This window comes from Brevibacterium sp. OS20 (assembly GCF_056837565.1).
Genome location: NZ_CM166367.1, coordinates 2,694,158 through 2,710,126, shown reverse-complemented (window position 1 = coordinate 2,710,126; position 15,969 = coordinate 2,694,158). Strand labels below are relative to the sequence as shown.

Here is a 15,969-nt window from a genome sequence, read left to right as displayed (position 1 = left end):
CGCTGGGGTGATCCGGCCTCCGTGTCTCCGGCACGGTGCACTCCAGCTGCCGAGAGCATCCCGCACCGTTGCTCGCAGTCCCTCGCCTTCGCCGCAAGTCCTACAGTCAACGGTCCATCGGTCACCGGCTGCGGCATTATGCACCGCTGCAGCGCGGTGAAATGCAACTCAGGGTGAGGGATGCCGGGCAGGAGAGGCTGTCGAGACCTCCGGCTGCAACGCAGTGAAGCGTAGACTCGGGCGAGAAGTCGCCACCTCGGCGCTCAGGCGGAGAGGAATGCTCATGTTCACGGTTCCAACGATCGCTGCAGGGATCGTACTCCTGCTCGTCAGGGCGGTTCTGACGGTGGCTTTCGTCCGCGAGTTCATGGTCAAGGCCAAGGATATTCCGCGGTTCGCCAAAGCGGATGGGCTCAACGTCCCGACTGCATGGTTCGTCACCATCGCCGAGCTCGCCGCCGCAGTCTCATTCGGCACCGGCGTCCTCGCTCAATGGGCCGGTCTCGGCGTCGTCGTGCTCATGCTCATCACGACGAGCCTGCACGTCTTCAAATGGCACTCGAAGTACTGGGCCTCGGCGGGCGGTCCCGAATACGACCTGCTCCTGCTGGTGCTGGCCGCGGTCATCACCGCGTTCGGTGCCGGCCCGATCGCCATTCCGGCGCTGTTCGGGATGTAGCCGAGACCGGGTTCGGCTGGCTCAGGAGGTGCGCGTCAGGCGGCGGATGAAGACGAGGGTCGCCACCGTGAGCAGGCCGGGGATGACGAGGCCGAAGACGATGAACGCCGGCAGGCTGCCCAGACGATCGAGCATCCACTGGAAGTTCATGCCGAAGAACCCCGTCGCCAGGGTCAGCGGCAGGAAGATCGTCGCCACGAGTGTCAGCCGTTCGGACACGACGGAGTCCTGTTCGTTGAGGATGTCGCCGAGCATCGCATACAGTCGCGTGGTCATCGACTGATTCGCCCCGAACGCCGCTGAAGCACGGGCGAGCAGCCGCTGATGGTCCTCGCCGAGGCTCTGCGCGAGTTCTTCCTCGTTCGACAGCAGCCTCTGTTGGGCCGCCTGGGTCTCACCGATTCGGAAGAGCTCGGCTCGCAGTCTCCCCATCGTCCGCCGCCGCGGTGAAGACGCGTAGCCCACGGACTGTGCTTCGAGCTCTTGGCACCGATCATCGATCTCGTCGAGTGCCTCTTCGCAGCGGCGCGCCACGATGAGGATGAGCTCGACGAGCACGGTCCACGTATCGCCGGCATCGGCAGGAATCTTTCCCGCGATGGAGTCCAGGGCCTTCTTCTCACCGATGACGAGCAGGCCGCGCTCACGGGCGTGGAGCTGCAGCGCATGGTGGGCACGATCCTCGTCGAGGACCTGCAGCACGAGGCTGATCTGGTCGTCGACGACCGCAGCCATCGGCCGCCTCGGCCCAGGATGTGCGGTGTGCACCGTCAGGTCGAGGCTATTGGCCGCCTCATCCGTCAGCTCTCGGTCTTCGGGGGTGGCGAGAACGCAACGTGTGTCGGCTGTGTGCTCACGCAGCGCCTCGATGCTGTCGATCACGATCATCAGTCTCGCCCTCCGTCTCTCGCCTTCAGCGGTGCCGCCTGCGAACACAGTATCAAGACGTCAGTGTCAGAATGCCCTCGCAAGATACGCTTTGTGGCCGTCGATGAGCGCGCGTTGCGCCTCGGTGTGGTCAGGTGGGGAGAGAATATTCGCGGGGTTCGTCGGAGATAACCACAGTGAGTCGATTTCGACGATCCGACCGTCTCGCAGGCGCGCTGCCGCAGCCAGCCGATAGCGTGAACCGGGAACCGGTAGGAGAATGCGGTCGAGATCCCGCCAGGCGATCCGATGAGGTCTGCCGGTGAAGCCGCACCAGATGAACTCCTCAGGAGTGATCTCCAACCGGGCGCGGGCTCCTAAGTGGAAATTCACCCACGCGCCGATGAGCGCGATGACCGGTGTGAAGAGGAAGATGAGAAAGAATGGTTCGGCGAAGATCGCCAGGAGGATCACCGTGATGAACGCGAGAATCGCCATGACGACGAGCATCCAGCCGATGAATGTCGAGATGTTCCCCTCGCGTCTGATGACTCTGTTCATCTATCGACGTCCTTTCCCTCAGAACTACCTGACGGCGGCCCAGCAACCTCGCGCGAGGTTGCTGGGCCGCCGTCAGGTAGTAATTGGGGGTTAGTTCTTTTCGGAGGTGTCCTTGTCCTCGTCCGGCTCGTCCTCGATCTGGAGTTCCGAGGTTTCGAGGCCGAAGATCTCGCCGTCGTACTCGTCGACCGCGGTGGCCACCGAGGTCTCGAGCACGTGTGCGGCCAGCTGCTCCTGGATGATGAGCGGATCCTTCGACAGGTCCTTCCACACAGCCACGCACAGCAGCAGCATGACGATGACGAACGGCAGGGCGGAGACGATCGTGATGTTCTTCAGTCCGTCGAGCGCCTCGGCGGGATCGGAACCTCCCGCCAACAGCATCACCGCAGCCACGGCACCGGTCGCGGTGCCCCAGAAGATCACGAGGCCCTTGCCGGGCTCCTGCATGCCGTTGGCCGACAGCGTGCCCATGACGATCGATGCGGAGTCCGCACCGGTGACGAAGAAGATCGCGATGAGGATGACCGTGACGATCATGAGGATGATCGCGATGAGGTTCGGCAACGGCAGAGCGCCGAGGAGGTCGAACAGAACCGTGTCCATGTTGATGTCCGGTTCTCCGTCGACGATGCTCGCCAATGCCTTGACCGTGCCCTCGCCGCGTTCAGCGCGTTCCTGGATGCCGATGGCACCGCCGCCGAAGATCGCGAACCAGATGGTCGAGACGACGGAGGGGACGATGAGCACGCCGGTGACGAACTGACGGACGGTGCGACCGCGCGAGATGCGCGCGATGAACAGGCCGACGAAGGGCGACCATGACACCCACCATGCCCAGTAGAAGACCGTCCACGACGACAGCCACTCATTGACACCCTGCCCATCGGCAGCGGTCCGTGAAGCCAGCTGCGGCAGATCCTGGATGAACGCACCCACCGAGGAGGGGATGACGTTGAGGATGAACAGCGTCGGACCGCCGATGAAGACGATGAGGGCGACGATGACGGCGAGCACCATGTTGATGTTCGACAGCCACTGGATGCCCTTCTCCACGCCCGACACCGCCGAGGCGACGAATGCGGCCGTGAGGATCGCGATGATGATGACGAGCACCGGTGAAGTGACCTCGGACATGATGCCTGCGGACTCGATGCCGCCGCCGATCTGGATGGCACCCAGACCCAGCGAGCAGGCCGAACCGAACAGAGTCGCGAGGATCGCGAGGATGTTGATGACCTTGCCGCCGATTCCATTGACGGCGCGTTCGCCGAACAGCGGGGTGAACATCGACGAGAACAGCTGCGAGCGTCCCAGACGGAACGAACCGTAAGCCACGCCGAGACCGACGATGGCGTACATCGCCCACGGGTAGAGCGTCCAGTGGAACAGTGTCGTTCCCATGGACGTGCCCATCGCCTCGGCAGTGGAGCCGTCGACGGTGTTCGGGGGAGGCGACATGTAGAAGAAGAGAGGCTCGCCGACCGCGGAGAACACGAGTCCGATGCCCATGCCCGTGGCGAACATCATCGCGATCCACGAGGAGGTCTTGAACTCCGGCTTCTCATCGTCCTTGCCCAGCGGGATCCGTCCGAATCGGCTGACGGCGACGACGATGACGAAGATCGTGAAGATCGTCGCGGCGATGACGAAGAGCCAGCCGAAGTTGTCCATCACTCCGGTCAGCAGCGTGCCAGCAACATTGCCGAGGCTGTCGGGAGAGACGAAGCCCCAGACGACGAATGCGACGGCGAGGATGCCGGCCGCGAAGAAGACCACCTTGTCCAGACCCTCACGTTTGAAGGGCCGGAGCGCGGTCGTCGGATGCTTCAGGTGCTCGATGAGCTCCTGAGTCTTTGTATGTTCACTGCTCATAGTGATCGGGCCGATCGGGGGCGGGTCCTCGGTGACACGAATGAGAACGGGCTGCCGCCTCGGCGTTCCTTCCTTGAATGGACTGCATCGGACAGGTGGCCGAAGGGATCCGAGCCGAGTGCACCCGAACACCTCTCACACATGATCATGACAGACCATGGGCGATGATGGTCGGAATTCCCTCATCTCGGACCACCATCGGTCGCCTTTCGCTGTGCTTCACCGTCACACAGGTGCGGTGAATAGTGAGGGGCCCTGCCGCGCACGACAGGGCCCCTTCCAGCTCCCCCGGCTGGGCTCGAACCAGCGACCCTTCGATTAACAGTCGAATGCTCTGCCAACTGAGCTACGGAGGAAAACGGCGCAGTCGTCTACGCACGAGGAGAAACTCTACCAAAAGATTCGGGATCTCGCCGCCGCCTGCGGATATGCTGGTGCCCAATATGCATCTCAAAAGCCTGACACTGCGGGGATTCAAGTCCTTCGCCTCGGCGACGACCCTTCGATTCGAGCCGGGAATCACCTGCGTCGTCGGACCCAACGGCTCGGGCAAGTCCAATGTCGTCGACGCCCTGTCCTGGGTGATGGGCGAACAGGGTGCGAAGAATCTGCGCGGCGGAAAGATGGACGACGTCATCTTCGCCGGAACCTCGAAACGTCAGGCCCTGGGACGCGCCGAGGTGACTCTGACCATCGACAACACCGACGGAGCCATCCCCGTCGACTACACCGAGGTGACCATCTCGCGGACCCTGTTCCGCACCGGCGGATCCGAATACGCCGTCAACGGGGCACCGGCGAGGCTGCTCGACATCCAAGAGCTGCTCAACGATTCCGGCCTGGGCAAGGAGATGCACGTCATCGTCGGTCAGGGCCGCCTCGACGCGATCCTCCATGCCGACCCGCTGGAGAGGCGCAGCTTCATCGAAGAGGCCGCCGGGGTGCTCAAGCACCGACGTCGCAAGGACAAAGCGGTCCGCAAACTCACCGGACTGCAGACGAATCTCGACCGGCTCACCGATCTGCGCACCGAACTCAACCGGCAGCTGGGGCCCTTGGGACGGCAGGCCGAAGCCGCCGCGAAGGCAGCGACCGTGCAGGCGACGCTGCGTGACGCCACCGCCAGGCTGCTCGCCGACGACGCCGTGCGGATGCAGTCCTCCCTGGCCTCGACGAGCGAGGGCGAAGACCACAGCGACCGCATCGCCGAACTCGACCACCGCCGCACCCGCACCGAGGCGCGCCTGTCGGAGATCGAAGCTCGGCTGTCCGAACTCGACAGCGAACTCGACGTCCAACGCACCGCCGAATCGCGGACACAGACGCAGGTCGTGCGCGCCCAAGGACTGAGCCAACGTGCCGCGGACAAGCGCTCCCACCTGCTCTCGGAGGTCACGAGCCTCGGGCAGAGGGAAGCGAAGTCACCCGAAGAGCTGCGCGCCCAGGCCGAACGCAACCGTTCCGAACTCACCGACGCCGAGGCGGCCGTGACCGAGAAGACGAACGCACTCGAGGCCAGCCAGCAGCGGAAGGAAGAGCTCACCCAAGCCCTGCGCGCCGCCGAAGACGAGGTCAAGGCCGCACAGATCGCCATCACCGAAGCGGTGAAGAACCGCTCGGCGCTACAGTCGAAGCAGACCCAGGCGGCCGAGCGGATCACCGACCTCAAGACCCGGATCGAAGCCAACCGTGCCGAGATCGACACCGTCACCGCCCGCATCACCGAGCGCAGCAGGGAACTCGAAACCGCCGAGACCGGCGTCGAGGACGTCGAAGCCGGTGAGACCGAACTCGACTCCGCGTACGAGGCCGCGCAGGAGAGCCTCGAGAAGCTGGAGACCGAACGCACTCAGCTGCAGGAGCAGCGGGCGCAGGTCGCGTCCGAACTGTCATCGGCGAAGGCCCGCGCGGAGGCCCTGGCATTGGGCACCGCCCTGGAAGCCGACCTCGAAGACATCGTCAATGCGGACCTGCCGGGAGTGCGCACGGCCGTGACAGAAAGACTGAGTGTCGACCACGGGTTCGAAATGGCCGCGGCAGCGGCCCTGTCGACGACGGTCTCCGGCGTCATCGTCGATGACAGCGCAGCGGCGCTGGCAGTGCTCGACCACCTCGGCGAGGACACGAACGTGTCACTGACGATCCCCGCCGGAGTCGAACCAGCGGCAGGGAAGGGCGGTGGGACCACCCTTGACGCTCTGCCGGAGCTGCCTGCGATGGACGACCTGCGATGGCTCTCCGACGTCGTCGACAGCGACGTCCCCGAACTGCGTTCTCTGCTGGCCCGTGCCCTGCATGGTGTCGTCTGCGTCCCCGATGCGCGCACCGGAATCGAACTGACCGCGGCCCGGCCTGAGCTCACCGCCGTCACCGTCCACGGTGAAGTACTCACTACGACCCGCATCAGCCGGGCCCGCACCGCATCGGGCACACGGCTGGCCTCACAGACCGCGCTCGAGGACACCCATTCCCTCATTGCCGACCTCGACGACCGCGAAGGGAAGCTCGACGCCTCCTTGAGGGAACTCGAACCGCGCCTGACCGCGGCACGTGAGGAATCAGCCGCAGCCCTCGACGCTCTCCACTCCTCGGACGCGAAGATCATGGCCGCGGCCGAAGAGGTCTCGCGCATCACCGGTGAGATCGGTGTGGCTCGCACGCGCCTGCAGCGCGCGCAGGAGAACGCGACCGAACTCGAATCCCGCCTCGCCGCCGCCGAACGCGACTCTCAGTCGGCCGCGGCAGCACTGGCCGGAGCCGCCGAGGTCGACGAAGTCGTCGATACCGCCGCTCGGGACGAACTCAGCGCACAGGTCGCCCAAGCTTCGGAAGACCTCGTCGAAGCCCGCATCAGCCACCGGTCGGCAGCCGACCGGGCCCGGTTCCTCAGCGACCGGGTGGACTCCCTCCTGCGGGCGGCGAAGGCCGAAGAAGCGGCGCGGGAGCAGACGCAGCGCACGATCGCGAAGAAGAAGCGCGCGGCAGCCTCGGTACAGCTCATCGCCGAAACCGCGGCCGAAGCCGCGGAGCTGGCCACCTCCACGGTGGCCGAACTCGGTGAGGCGATCCAGGTTCTCGTCGATGAACGCGGCGGTCTGCGCGAAGAGAAGGGCCGCCTCGGCGAGGAATTGGGATCGACGCGAACCCAGCTGCAGAAGCTCAAGGACGCCGCGGCCGAAGCCGAACTCGCGAAGGAGCGTTTCCGACTTCGGCTCGAGGAGATCGCGCACCGATCGGAGGAGGAGACGGGGTTGGGAATCGACCGCCTCATCGACGAATTCGGGCCGCATCTGCCCGTTCCGTCGTTCGAGGAGGACGTCGAGGACCGGCCGTATGTGCGCGCGGAAGTGGAGAAGCGGCAGAAGCAGGCGGCGTCGCAGCTCAAGCGCATCGGCACGGTCAATCCGCTCGCGCTCGAGGAGTATGAGGCGCTGAAGGAGCGGCATCAGTTCCTCGAGAAGCAGATCGCGGACATCGAATCCTCGCGCAAGGACCTCATGCAGCTCGTCGAGGAGGTCGACCGGCACGTCGAACGCGTCTTCGCCGAAGCCTATGCGGATACGGCGCGGGAGTTCGAGGACATCTTCTCCCGTCTCTTCCCCGGCGGTGAGGGCGCCTTGAGCCTGACCGATCCGAACGATATGCTCACCACCGGCGTCGACGTGCACGCCCGCCCGGCCGGCAAGAAGGTCAAACGTCTGTCTCTGCTCTCCGGAGGGGAGCGGTCGCTGGTGGCCGTGGCCATGCTGGTCGCGATCTTCAAGGCCCGGCCGAGCCCGTTCTACGTCATGGACGAGGTCGAAGCGGCCCTCGACGATCTCAACCTCTCTCGCCTGCTCACGGTGTTCAAGGAGCTGCAGGACTCCTCGCAGCTCATCGTCATCACCCACCAGAAGCGGACGATGGAGATCGCCGATGCCCTCTACGGAGTGACGATGCACGGCGACGGGGTGTCGAAAGTCATATCGCAGCGGATTCCGTGATCGGCAGTCCGCTCTTCGGCCGGCGCGCCCGAGGTGGCAGGCCCGCCGCTGGGGCACAAGGCCGTTTGACGGTGATGCCCAGGACAGTCCCAGGGAATTTTGCAACTGCCGTACGGCGGGCGAGCACAATAGTCGTGGCCGGGGACTATAGACTTGGGCCGAGACACAGGTATTCGAAGAATGTGAGGAGCGGGACGTCCATGGCCGAGGCTGCTGTACTGCGAGGTGGCTCGAGGGCATGAATTCGGTACTTGTCGTCATCGTCGGACTCGCGATCTCCTTCGCCCTGGCACTCGTCGTCGTCCTTCTCGTGGCTCTGCCCGGCCTTCGCGCCGAAGGACGCCTGCGATACTCCTCCGACGTGCAGCGGTTCCGCCTTCCCCCGGAGTGGACCGGCTACGACGACGAAGTCCACGAATTCTTCGGCCACGATGACGGCACCTCGCACCTGGCGACCAGGGAACAGGCGGCGGTGACCGCGATCCGCGACCACTCCTATGTGCTCCGGCCACAGCCCCGACGCCATGCCGCGCCCTCGCTCATCACGGTCCGCCCGCGCACCCGCCACTGGAAGATCCCCGAGTCGGGAACAGGGTGGAAGACCACCGCCGGGCTGCTCTTCGGCAGCCGCGGTTCCTGACCTTAAGACCCATGCGGCCTCGAGCGGTCGAGGCCCGCGACAATGGAGACCGCGCCGACTGATTCCGGCGCGCTCACCGACACACTGACACCACCGGAAGAGTCCGGGAACTCGAGTGCCGGCGGCCCGAACGGCGGCACTCAAAGGAGGACGGAAGAACCATGGATCAGCCGATCATCTTGCTCATCGTCGCGGCGATCGTGTTCGCTCTCGTCGTCGGCGTGGGCATCTCGCTGCGCGTCAACGCTCGGAAGAAAGGCCTCGATGACAGGCGCGGCATCGATGCGGAGGTCACCGGTGAGCTGAGCATCGATGACGTCGCCGAGGCGGTCGAGAAGGACAAAGCCGAAGCGCGCGGTTCCGAGGTCCCCACCGAACCGGCCAGCCGCCTCGTCCGCCTGCGCGAGCGCCTGGCGAAGTCGAACAGCGGGCTCGGACGCGGACTGCTCAACCTCCTCTCCCGTGACAACCTCGACGAGTCCGCATGGGAGGAGATCGAGGATACGCTCATCCTCGCCGACGTCGGCGTCGAACCGACGACCGAGCTCGTCGACCGCCTGCGGGAACGCGTCAAGGTGCTCGGCACCCGGGATCCCGAAGAGGTCCGCGGGCTGCTGCGCGAAGAGCTCATCAAACTCGTCGATCCGACGATGGACCGCTCGCTCGCCGATACCGGCAAGAACGGTGACCCCTCCGTCATCCTCGTCGTCGGGGTCAACGGTGCCGGGAAGACGACGACGGTGGGCAAGATCGCCCGCGTGCTCGTCGCTGAGGACAAATCCGTGCTGCTCGGTGCCGCGGACACCTTCCGCGCTGCCGCGGCCGAACAGCTGGCCACATGGGGTGAACGTGTCGGCGTCGAAACCGTGCGCAAGGAAGAAGGTGCCGATCCCGCCTCGGTGGCCTACTCGGCCGTCGAGAAGGGGCAGGCCGACGGTTCCGACGTCGTCCTCATCGACACCGCCGGACGTCTGCAGAACAAACGCGGACTCATGGACGAACTCGGCAAGGTCAAACGAGTGGCCACCCGACCGCTGGGGGAGGGCCACGACATCGACGAGGTGCTCCTCGTCCTCGACGCAACCACCGGACAGAACGGCATGCAGCAGGCGAAGGTCTTCGCCGAGGCGGTCGACATCACCGGGATCGTGCTCACCAAGCTCGACGGCACCGCGAAGGGCGGAATCGTCGTCGCCGTCCAGCGTGAGCTCGGAGTGCCGGTCAAGCTCATCGGCCTCGGCGAAGGCGCGGACGACCTGGCGCCATTCACCGCCGAAGGGTTCGTCGACGCGCTGCTCGACTGATTTCGCACACCGAATCTGCGGATGGATTCTGCCGGGTCTCACCCTTGTATCTGCTGGGTGAGACCCGGCTTGTCATATTCACGAAACATAGCCGAATCATCACTGTGACATGCGTCATGGAAACTGTCTCTGCGCGGTTCGATCCGGAACCGGCTTCGACGGATGAGAGACGACATGGAACTCGATGCAGTGAACGTATGGATGATGGTCGCGGCAGGGCTGGTCCTGCTCATGACCCCCGGGGTGGCGTTCTTCTACGGCGGGATGACGCGCATCACCTCGGCGATCAACATGATGATGATGGTCTTCTCCGCAATGGCCGTCGGTGGGCTCGTCTGGGTGCTCTACGGATACGGCCTGAGCTCGGGTGATTCGATCGCCGGGCTCGTCGGTAATCCGCTGTCCCAGCTCGGACTCACCGGTGCCGTCGCCGACGACCCCGCCTCGCTGATCTCGATCGGCTACGGTTCGACGTTCGCGATGATCGCGATCGCACTCATCGCCGGTGCCGTCGCCGACCGAGCGAAATTCTCCACTTGGCTGGTCTTCTCCGCCGCCTGGGTGACGCTCGTGTACTGCCCGCTGGCGTTCATGGTCTGGGGCGACGGACTGCTCAGCGAATCCGGTGCGATCGGCAGCCTGTTCGGACCCGCCATCGACTTCGCCGGCGGCACCGTCGTTCATATCAATGCCGGCATCTCGGCACTCGTCCTCGTCGTCGTCATGGGTCGCCGCGCCCGCTTCTCGACCCCGCACAAGCCGCACAACATTCCGATCACCGTGCTCGGAGCGGCCCTGCTGTGGTTCGGCTGGTTCGGCTTCAACGGCGGTGCCGCCTCGACGATCGAACAGGGCGGACTCATCTGGATCAACACCCTGGCCGCTCCGGCCGCCGGCATGATCACCTGGATCATGATCGAACGGCTGCGGGCCTCGCGGCCCTCCAGCATCGGCAGCGTCTCGGGTGCGATCGCCGGCCTCGTCGCCATCACCCCGGCGTGCGCCAACGTCGATCCCTACGCCGCCGTGCTCATCGGCATCGCCGCAGGAGCGGGAGCGATCTTCGCCGTCGAAGCGAAGAACCGCTTGCGCTACGACGATGCGCTCGATGTGGTGGCCGTCCACCTCGTCGCGGGAATCATCGGCACCGTGATGATCGGCTTCTTCGCCTTCCCACACGAGGACGGGCCTGCCGGTCTCTTCTACGGCGGCGGACTCGAACTGCTCATCGCGCAGGTGCTCGCCTGCCTCGTGGCCATCGTCTTCGCCGGACTCGTCACGCTGGCCATCTCGCTGGTGCTGCGGCAGACGATGGGGCTGCGGATCGACCCGCGCGAGGAGCTCGAGGGCATCGACACCTACGAGCACGCGGAGCAGGCCTACTCCTTCCGGTGATCCACGGCCGCCGGCGCCGGCTTCCCCGAGCGCCGGCTTCCCCGGCCGCCGGCTGCGGTCGGCTGAATTTCGGCCATCACCTCTGCGGCGAGCAGCATCCCTCACCGCTCCTCGCAGTCCGCCTTGGTGCAACGAGTGGGTATGCGACTGCCAGCGTGTTTTGCGAGGAAATGTCGGGTGAACCGCTAGCGGTGAGGGATGCCTCGCGAGTGGCGTACGGCGGGCAGCCTCGGCGAAGGAATTGAGAAGTTGCCGCAGGATTCCTGCGGCCGAACCAGTGATCTGGTCGGAGTGGCTCCTGTCCCCGGGGCAGGCTCACTGGGACTCACCGGGGCTCACGGGGGTTTGCCAGCATCCGCGGTTTCAGCCGGACCCGGGTGAGTTGCTAGTCTAGAGAGTCGACCAAACCATCGTGAAGAAGGCTTGTACGTGTTTAACTCTCTGTCCGACAGGCTCACCGCGACTTTCAAGAATCTGCGCGGGAAGGGCCGGCTGTCCGAAGCCGACGTCGATGCCACCATCCGTGAGATCAGACGTGCCCTGCTCGACGCCGACGTCGCCCTGCCTGTCGTGCGTGCCTTCACCGGCCGGATCCGTGAACGCGCCCTGTCCGAGGAGGTCTCGGGCGCACTCAATCCCGGCCAGCAGGTCGTCAAGATCGTCAACGACGAACTCGTCGGCATCCTCGGCGGTCAGACCCGTCGACTCAACTTCGCCAAGCGGCCGCCGACGGTCATCATGCTCGCCGGCCTCCAGGGTGCAGGTAAGACCACCCTGGCCGGAAAGCTCGCACACTGGCTGAAGTCCGAGGGCCACCGGCCGATGCTCGTCGCGGCCGACCTGCAGCGCCCCAACGCCGTCAACCAGCTCCAGATCGTCGGCGAACGTGCCGGTGCCGTGGTCTACGCCCCGGAACCGGGCAACGGTGTCGGCGATCCGATCCAGGTCGCCACCAACTCGATCGAGGTCGCGAAGTCCAAACTCCACGACGTCGTCATCGTCGATACGGCCGGGCGCCTCGGCATCGACGAGGAGCTCATGCAGCAGGCCGCGGACATCCGCAGCGCGGTCAACCCCGACGAGGTCCTCTTCGTCATCGACGCGATGATCGGTCAGGACGCGGTGAAGACCGCCGAGGCGTTCCTCGACGGCGTCGACTTCACCGGCGTCGTGCTCTCGAAGCTCGACGGTGACTCCCGCGGTGGTGCCGCGCTGTCCGTCGCCGAGGTGACCGGAAAGCCGATCATGTTCGCCTCGACGGGCGAATCGATGAAGGACTTCGAGCAGTTCCATCCGGACCGGATGGCCGACCGGATCCTCGACATGGGCGACATCATGACGCTCATCGAGCAGGCCGAGAAGAACTTCGACGAAAAAGAGACCGAGAAGCTCAAGAAGAAGGTCGAATCCGGCGAGGACTTCGACCTCAACGACTTCCTCACGCAGATGGCGGGCCTGAAGAAGATGGGCTCGATGAAGAAGATGCTGGGCATGATGCCCGGCATGAGCCAGTACAAGGAGCAGCTGGCGAACTTCGACGAGCGTGAGGTCGACCGGGTCGAAGCGATTGTGAGATCGATGACACCCCAGGAGCGCTCCAACCCGAAGATCCTCAACGGCTCCCGCCGTGCCCGCATCGCCAAGGGCGCCGGCACCACGGTCACCGCGGTCAACCAGCTCATGGAGCGCTTCACCCAGGCGCAGAAGATGATGCGGTCGATGACCCGCGGCGGCGGAATGCCCGGAATGCCCGGTGGCGGAGGTATGCCGCAGATGCCCGGAATGGGCGGAATGCCTGGTGCCGCGGGTGGCAAGAAGAAGAAACCCGCAGGGAAGAAGAAGGGCCGCAAGGGCGGTCAGTCGGGCAACCCGGCCAAGCGTGCGCAGGAGGCGCAGGCGCTGGCGGACAAGAAGGCGGGCAAGACCCAGGACCCGGTCGGCTCGGCCTTCGGCGGAGTCGATCTGGGCAAGGACGAGGAGTTCGATCCGGCGAACCTGCCCAAGGGCTTCGGCGGAATCTTCCCAGGTGGCAAGAAGTAGAGCCTTCTGGCACAATTGACTCTTGTACTTTTGCTCTCGGTCCGGGCCCTCTCATCCGCGCCGAAGTGATAGTCCGAGCCGCGGCTTCCAGCAGATCAACCCCACGATTCTTCTGGTACAGCTGTGCACACAGAACACAAAAGGAGACACCACTAAAGTGGCAGTCAAAATTCGTCTGACCCGCATGGGCAAGATCCGTGCACCCTTCTACCGCGTCGTGGTCGCTGACTCGAAGACCCGTCGTGACGGTAAGGCCATCGAGCAGATCGGCATCTACCACCCGACCCGTGAGCCTTCGGTCATCGAGATCGATTCCGAGCGAGCACAGTACTGGCTCGGCGTCGGCGCACAGCCGAGCGACCAGGTCAAGGCTCTGCTCAAGCTCACCGGTGACTGGCAGAAGTTCACCGGCGAAGGCGAAGCGGTCAACACCGTGAAGCCGCAGCCGGAGAAGGAAGCCTACGTGGCCCCGAACGCCGAATCGGTGATCAAGGAAGCCATCACGCAGAAGGGCGGCAAGTCCGCTGAAGCTGCCGAGGCTCCGGCCGAGGAAGCAGCCGAAGCCGCGCCTGAGGCCGCTGAAGAAAGCGCTGAAGCCTGAGATGTTGCCTGATTCGCTCGAACATCTGGTCCGCGGAATCGTCGATCATCCCGACGACGTCTCCGTTCGTTCGCGTTCTTCGCAGCGCGGCACGACCCTCGAGGTCCGGGTTCACCCCGAAGACCTCGGCCGGGTCATCGGCCGTGCAGGCAGGACCGCCAAGGCCCTGCGCACCGTGATGAACTCGCTGGCCGGCCGTGAGTCGGTGCGAGTGGACCTCATCGAGGCGTAATTCCAACATCCGAGAGGGGATGCAGCGCACGTGCGCTGCATCCCCTCTCGTGCATTCACTTAACCGTCGCCGACTACACTGGTGCCTGAACAGGGCGGCCCGTCGTACGACCGCAGAAGCGCAGTCACCTCAGTGCAGGGCCGGCCGAACAGACAGCGACAGCAGACTTCGAGGAGCAGTATGGACACGGTGATCGCCCGGCTGGGCAAGCCGCACGGAATCAAGGGCGAATTCACCGTCGAGGTGCGCACCGACCGACCCGAGGACCGGCTCAATCCAGGGGCGACCTTCGCCACCGATCCCGATATCGGACTGCTGACGCTGAAGTCGGCGAGGTGGCATCGCGACCGCCTGCTCCTGGCCTTCGACGAAGTCCCCGACCGCAACCGCGCCGAGGAGATCCGCAACACCCTCATCCTCGCCGAAGCGGATGAGGACGAAGACGAAATCGACGCCTGGTACCTCGACGACCTCATCGGCCTCAAGGTCTATGAGAACGACGCCCTCGTCGGCGAGATCGTCGACGTCACGAACGGCACCGCCCAGGATCTGCTCCACATGAAGCACACCGCCGGACACGTTGTGCTCATCCCCTTCGTCACCGAGATCGTGCCCGATGTCGACATCGACTCAGGACGCGTCATCGTCACCCCGCCCGCCGGCCTCTTCGACGCCGAATGAGCGAACCATCCCCGATGCCCGAATCGTCCCCGATGCTTGGCACCGACACCCCCGCCGAGGCGACCGGAACGGACCCGGTGACCCAGGGTGCGACCTGCGCCGACGTGGTCGGACCGCAGATGTCGATCGACGTCGTGTCAATCTTCCCCGAATACCTCGCCGGACTGCAGCTCTCGCTCATCGGCAAGGCCGTCGATCGTGGTCAGCTGAGCCTCGGCGTCCACGACCTGCGGGACTTCACCTTCGACCGGCACAACACCGTCGATGACTCGCCCTACGGTGGGGGAGCGGGAATGGTCATGAAGGCCGAACCCTGGGCGCTGGCTCTCGAGCACATCCTGGCAGGTCGCGGCAGCGCTGCGGTGGACGAAGGTGCGGACGGTGCTCGGACCGCCGGTCCGGCAGTCGGAGGCAAGCCGACGCTCATCGTGCCCAGCCCTGCCGGGCAGGTGTTCGATCAGCGCATCGCCGAGGATCTCGCCGCCCGCGACCACCTCGTCTTCGCCTGCGGACGCTACGAAGGAATCGACCAGCGCGTCATCGATTGGGCCGGGGAGCACTTCGACCTGCTGCCCATGAGCATCGGCGACTACGTCCTCAACGGCGGTGAAGTCGCCTCGATGGTGATGATCGAAGCGGTCACCCGCCTCATCCCCGGCGTCATCGGAAACCCCGAGTCGCTGACCGAGGAAAGCCACGAAGACGGACTGCTCGAATACCCGATCTATACGAAGCCGGCGAACTGGCGCGGTCGCGAAGTGCCCGAGATCCTGCTCAGCGGCAACCACGCTGCGATCGCCAGGTGGCGACGTGACCGACGTCTCGAACGCACCGCGGATGTCAGACCGGATCTGCTCGAGAAGCTCGATGACCTGAGCAAGGACGACCTGGCCGCGCTCGAGCGGTTTGAGTCTGAGCGCTCAACCGTGACAGAATAGAGCGTCGCGTTTGTTGGCACTCACCTGCTTCAGGGGGATGAGTGCCCACGGTGGCCCGTCGCATCGATTCGGCGGGTCGACGGGGAGAGATCCCGACAGACGATCCAGTTACCGGAACACCGGTCCGATATGCGTGTCCTCGACCTGAAGCAGAGGCCACAGGAGAAACCACA

At 65.0% G+C, this 15,969-nt stretch carries 13 protein-coding genes and 1 tRNA gene; 10 read left to right on the top strand and 4 right to left on the bottom strand.

Annotated features, from left to right (window positions below; all coding sequences use genetic code 11):
• The first annotated feature begins 283 nt into the window (after positions 1 to 283).
• Complete coding sequence (locus tag ACVZTU_RS12135; protein ID WP_139468817.1) at positions 284 to 679, top strand: DoxX family protein; 396 nt, start codon at positions 284 to 286, stop codon at positions 677 to 679.
• A gap of 21 nt (positions 680 to 700) precedes the next feature.
• Here ACVZTU_RS12135 and ACVZTU_RS12130 read toward each other — a convergent pair whose 3' ends face one another.
• From ACVZTU_RS12130 to ACVZTU_RS12115, 4 genes are all read right to left on the bottom strand, one after another.
• A complete protein-coding gene (locus ACVZTU_RS12130; protein ID WP_180345616.1) occupies positions 701 to 1,561 on the bottom strand; it encodes a CorA family divalent cation transporter in 861 nt (286 codons plus the stop codon).
• Positions 1,562 to 1,633: 72 nt separating this feature from the next.
• Positions 1,634 to 2,107, bottom strand: coding sequence for a hypothetical protein (locus ACVZTU_RS12125; RefSeq protein ID WP_092012351.1), 474 nt, complete (start codon positions 2,105 to 2,107; stop codon positions 1,634 to 1,636).
• A 90-nt stretch (positions 2,108 to 2,197) separates the two neighbouring features.
• Entirely contained in the window at positions 2,198 to 3,982 is a 1,785-nt protein-coding gene (locus ACVZTU_RS12120) for a BCCT family transporter (protein WP_229664185.1), read from the bottom strand.
• Between the two features lie 283 nt (positions 3,983 to 4,265).
• A tRNA-Asn gene (locus tag ACVZTU_RS12115) sits at positions 4,266 to 4,338 on the bottom strand.
• A gap of 87 nt (positions 4,339 to 4,425) precedes the next feature.
• Between ACVZTU_RS12115 and smc the strand changes: the two genes are divergently transcribed.
• The 9 genes from smc (at position 4,426) to trmD (ending at position 15,796) form a co-directional block, all read left to right on the top strand.
• A complete protein-coding gene (gene smc, locus ACVZTU_RS12110; protein WP_482400485.1) occupies positions 4,426 to 7,965 on the top strand; it encodes a chromosome segregation protein SMC in 3,540 nt (1,179 codons plus the stop codon).
• 238 nt (positions 7,966 to 8,203) lie between these two features.
• Positions 8,204 to 8,605 carry a hypothetical protein gene (locus ACVZTU_RS12105; protein ID WP_025777325.1) on the top strand — a complete coding sequence of 134 codons (402 nt, stop codon included), beginning with the start codon at positions 8,204 to 8,206 and terminating at the stop codon, positions 8,603 to 8,605.
• 161 nt (positions 8,606 to 8,766) lie between these two features.
• Entirely contained in the window at positions 8,767 to 9,909 is a 1,143-nt protein-coding gene (gene ftsY / locus ACVZTU_RS12100) for a signal recognition particle-docking protein FtsY (protein ID WP_482400484.1), read from the top strand.
• Between the two features lie 174 nt (positions 9,910 to 10,083).
• On the top strand, positions 10,084 to 11,304 hold the full coding sequence (locus ACVZTU_RS12095) for an ammonium transporter (RefSeq protein WP_139908450.1): 1,221 nt from the start codon (positions 10,084 to 10,086) through the stop codon (positions 11,302 to 11,304).
• 429 nt (positions 11,305 to 11,733) lie between these two features.
• A complete protein-coding gene (ffh, locus tag ACVZTU_RS12090) occupies positions 11,734 to 13,344 on the top strand; it encodes a signal recognition particle protein (protein WP_482400483.1) in 1,611 nt (536 codons plus the stop codon).
• Positions 13,345 to 13,501: 157 nt separating this feature from the next.
• Positions 13,502 to 13,945: a 30S ribosomal protein S16 gene (gene rpsP / locus ACVZTU_RS12085; RefSeq protein ID WP_139468811.1), complete on the top strand. Its 444-nt coding sequence runs from the start codon at positions 13,502 to 13,504 to the stop codon at positions 13,943 to 13,945.
• Position 13,946: 1 nt separating this feature from the next.
• Positions 13,947 to 14,177, top strand: coding sequence for an RNA-binding protein (locus ACVZTU_RS12080; RefSeq protein WP_039210974.1), 231 nt, complete (start codon positions 13,947 to 13,949; stop codon positions 14,175 to 14,177).
• A gap of 180 nt (positions 14,178 to 14,357) precedes the next feature.
• Positions 14,358 to 14,858 carry a ribosome maturation factor RimM gene (rimM, locus tag ACVZTU_RS12075; protein ID WP_458310317.1) on the top strand — a complete coding sequence of 167 codons (501 nt, stop codon included), beginning with the start codon at positions 14,358 to 14,360 and terminating at the stop codon, positions 14,856 to 14,858.
• 119 nt (positions 14,859 to 14,977) lie between these two features.
• Positions 14,978 to 15,796 carry a tRNA (guanosine(37)-N1)-methyltransferase TrmD gene (gene trmD, locus ACVZTU_RS12070; RefSeq protein WP_181272055.1) on the top strand — a complete coding sequence of 273 codons (819 nt, stop codon included), beginning with the start codon at positions 14,978 to 14,980 and terminating at the stop codon, positions 15,794 to 15,796.
• The last annotated feature ends 173 nt before the right edge of the window (positions 15,797 to 15,969 follow it).

Excerpts from the sequence above, each read along its gene's own strand:
- ACVZTU_RS12080 (WP_039210974.1), top strand. The coding sequence starts at position 13,947 with ATGTTGCCTGATTCGCTCGAACATCTGGTCCGCGGAATCGTCGATCAT.
- rimM (WP_458310317.1), top strand. The coding sequence starts at position 14,358 with ATGGACACGGTGATCGCCCGGCTGGGCAAGCCGCACGGAATCAAGGGC.
- smc (WP_482400485.1), top strand. The coding sequence starts at position 4,426 with ATGCATCTCAAAAGCCTGACACTGCGGGGATTCAAGTCCTTCGCCTCG.
- ACVZTU_RS12105 (WP_025777325.1), top strand. The coding sequence starts at position 8,204 with ATGAATTCGGTACTTGTCGTCATCGTCGGACTCGCGATCTCCTTCGCC.
- ACVZTU_RS12095 (WP_139908450.1), top strand. The coding sequence starts at position 10,084 with ATGGAACTCGATGCAGTGAACGTATGGATGATGGTCGCGGCAGGGCTG.
- ACVZTU_RS12125 (WP_092012351.1), bottom strand. The coding sequence starts at position 2,107 with ATGAACAGAGTCATCAGACGCGAGGGGAACATCTCGACATTCATCGGC.
- ftsY (WP_482400484.1), top strand. The coding sequence starts at position 8,767 with ATGGATCAGCCGATCATCTTGCTCATCGTCGCGGCGATCGTGTTCGCT.
- trmD (WP_181272055.1), top strand. The coding sequence starts at position 14,978 with ATGTCGATCGACGTCGTGTCAATCTTCCCCGAATACCTCGCCGGACTG.
- ACVZTU_RS12135 (WP_139468817.1), top strand. The coding sequence starts at position 284 with ATGTTCACGGTTCCAACGATCGCTGCAGGGATCGTACTCCTGCTCGTC.
- ACVZTU_RS12120 (WP_229664185.1), bottom strand. The coding sequence starts at position 3,982 with ATGAGCAGTGAACATACAAAGACTCAGGAGCTCATCGAGCACCTGAAG.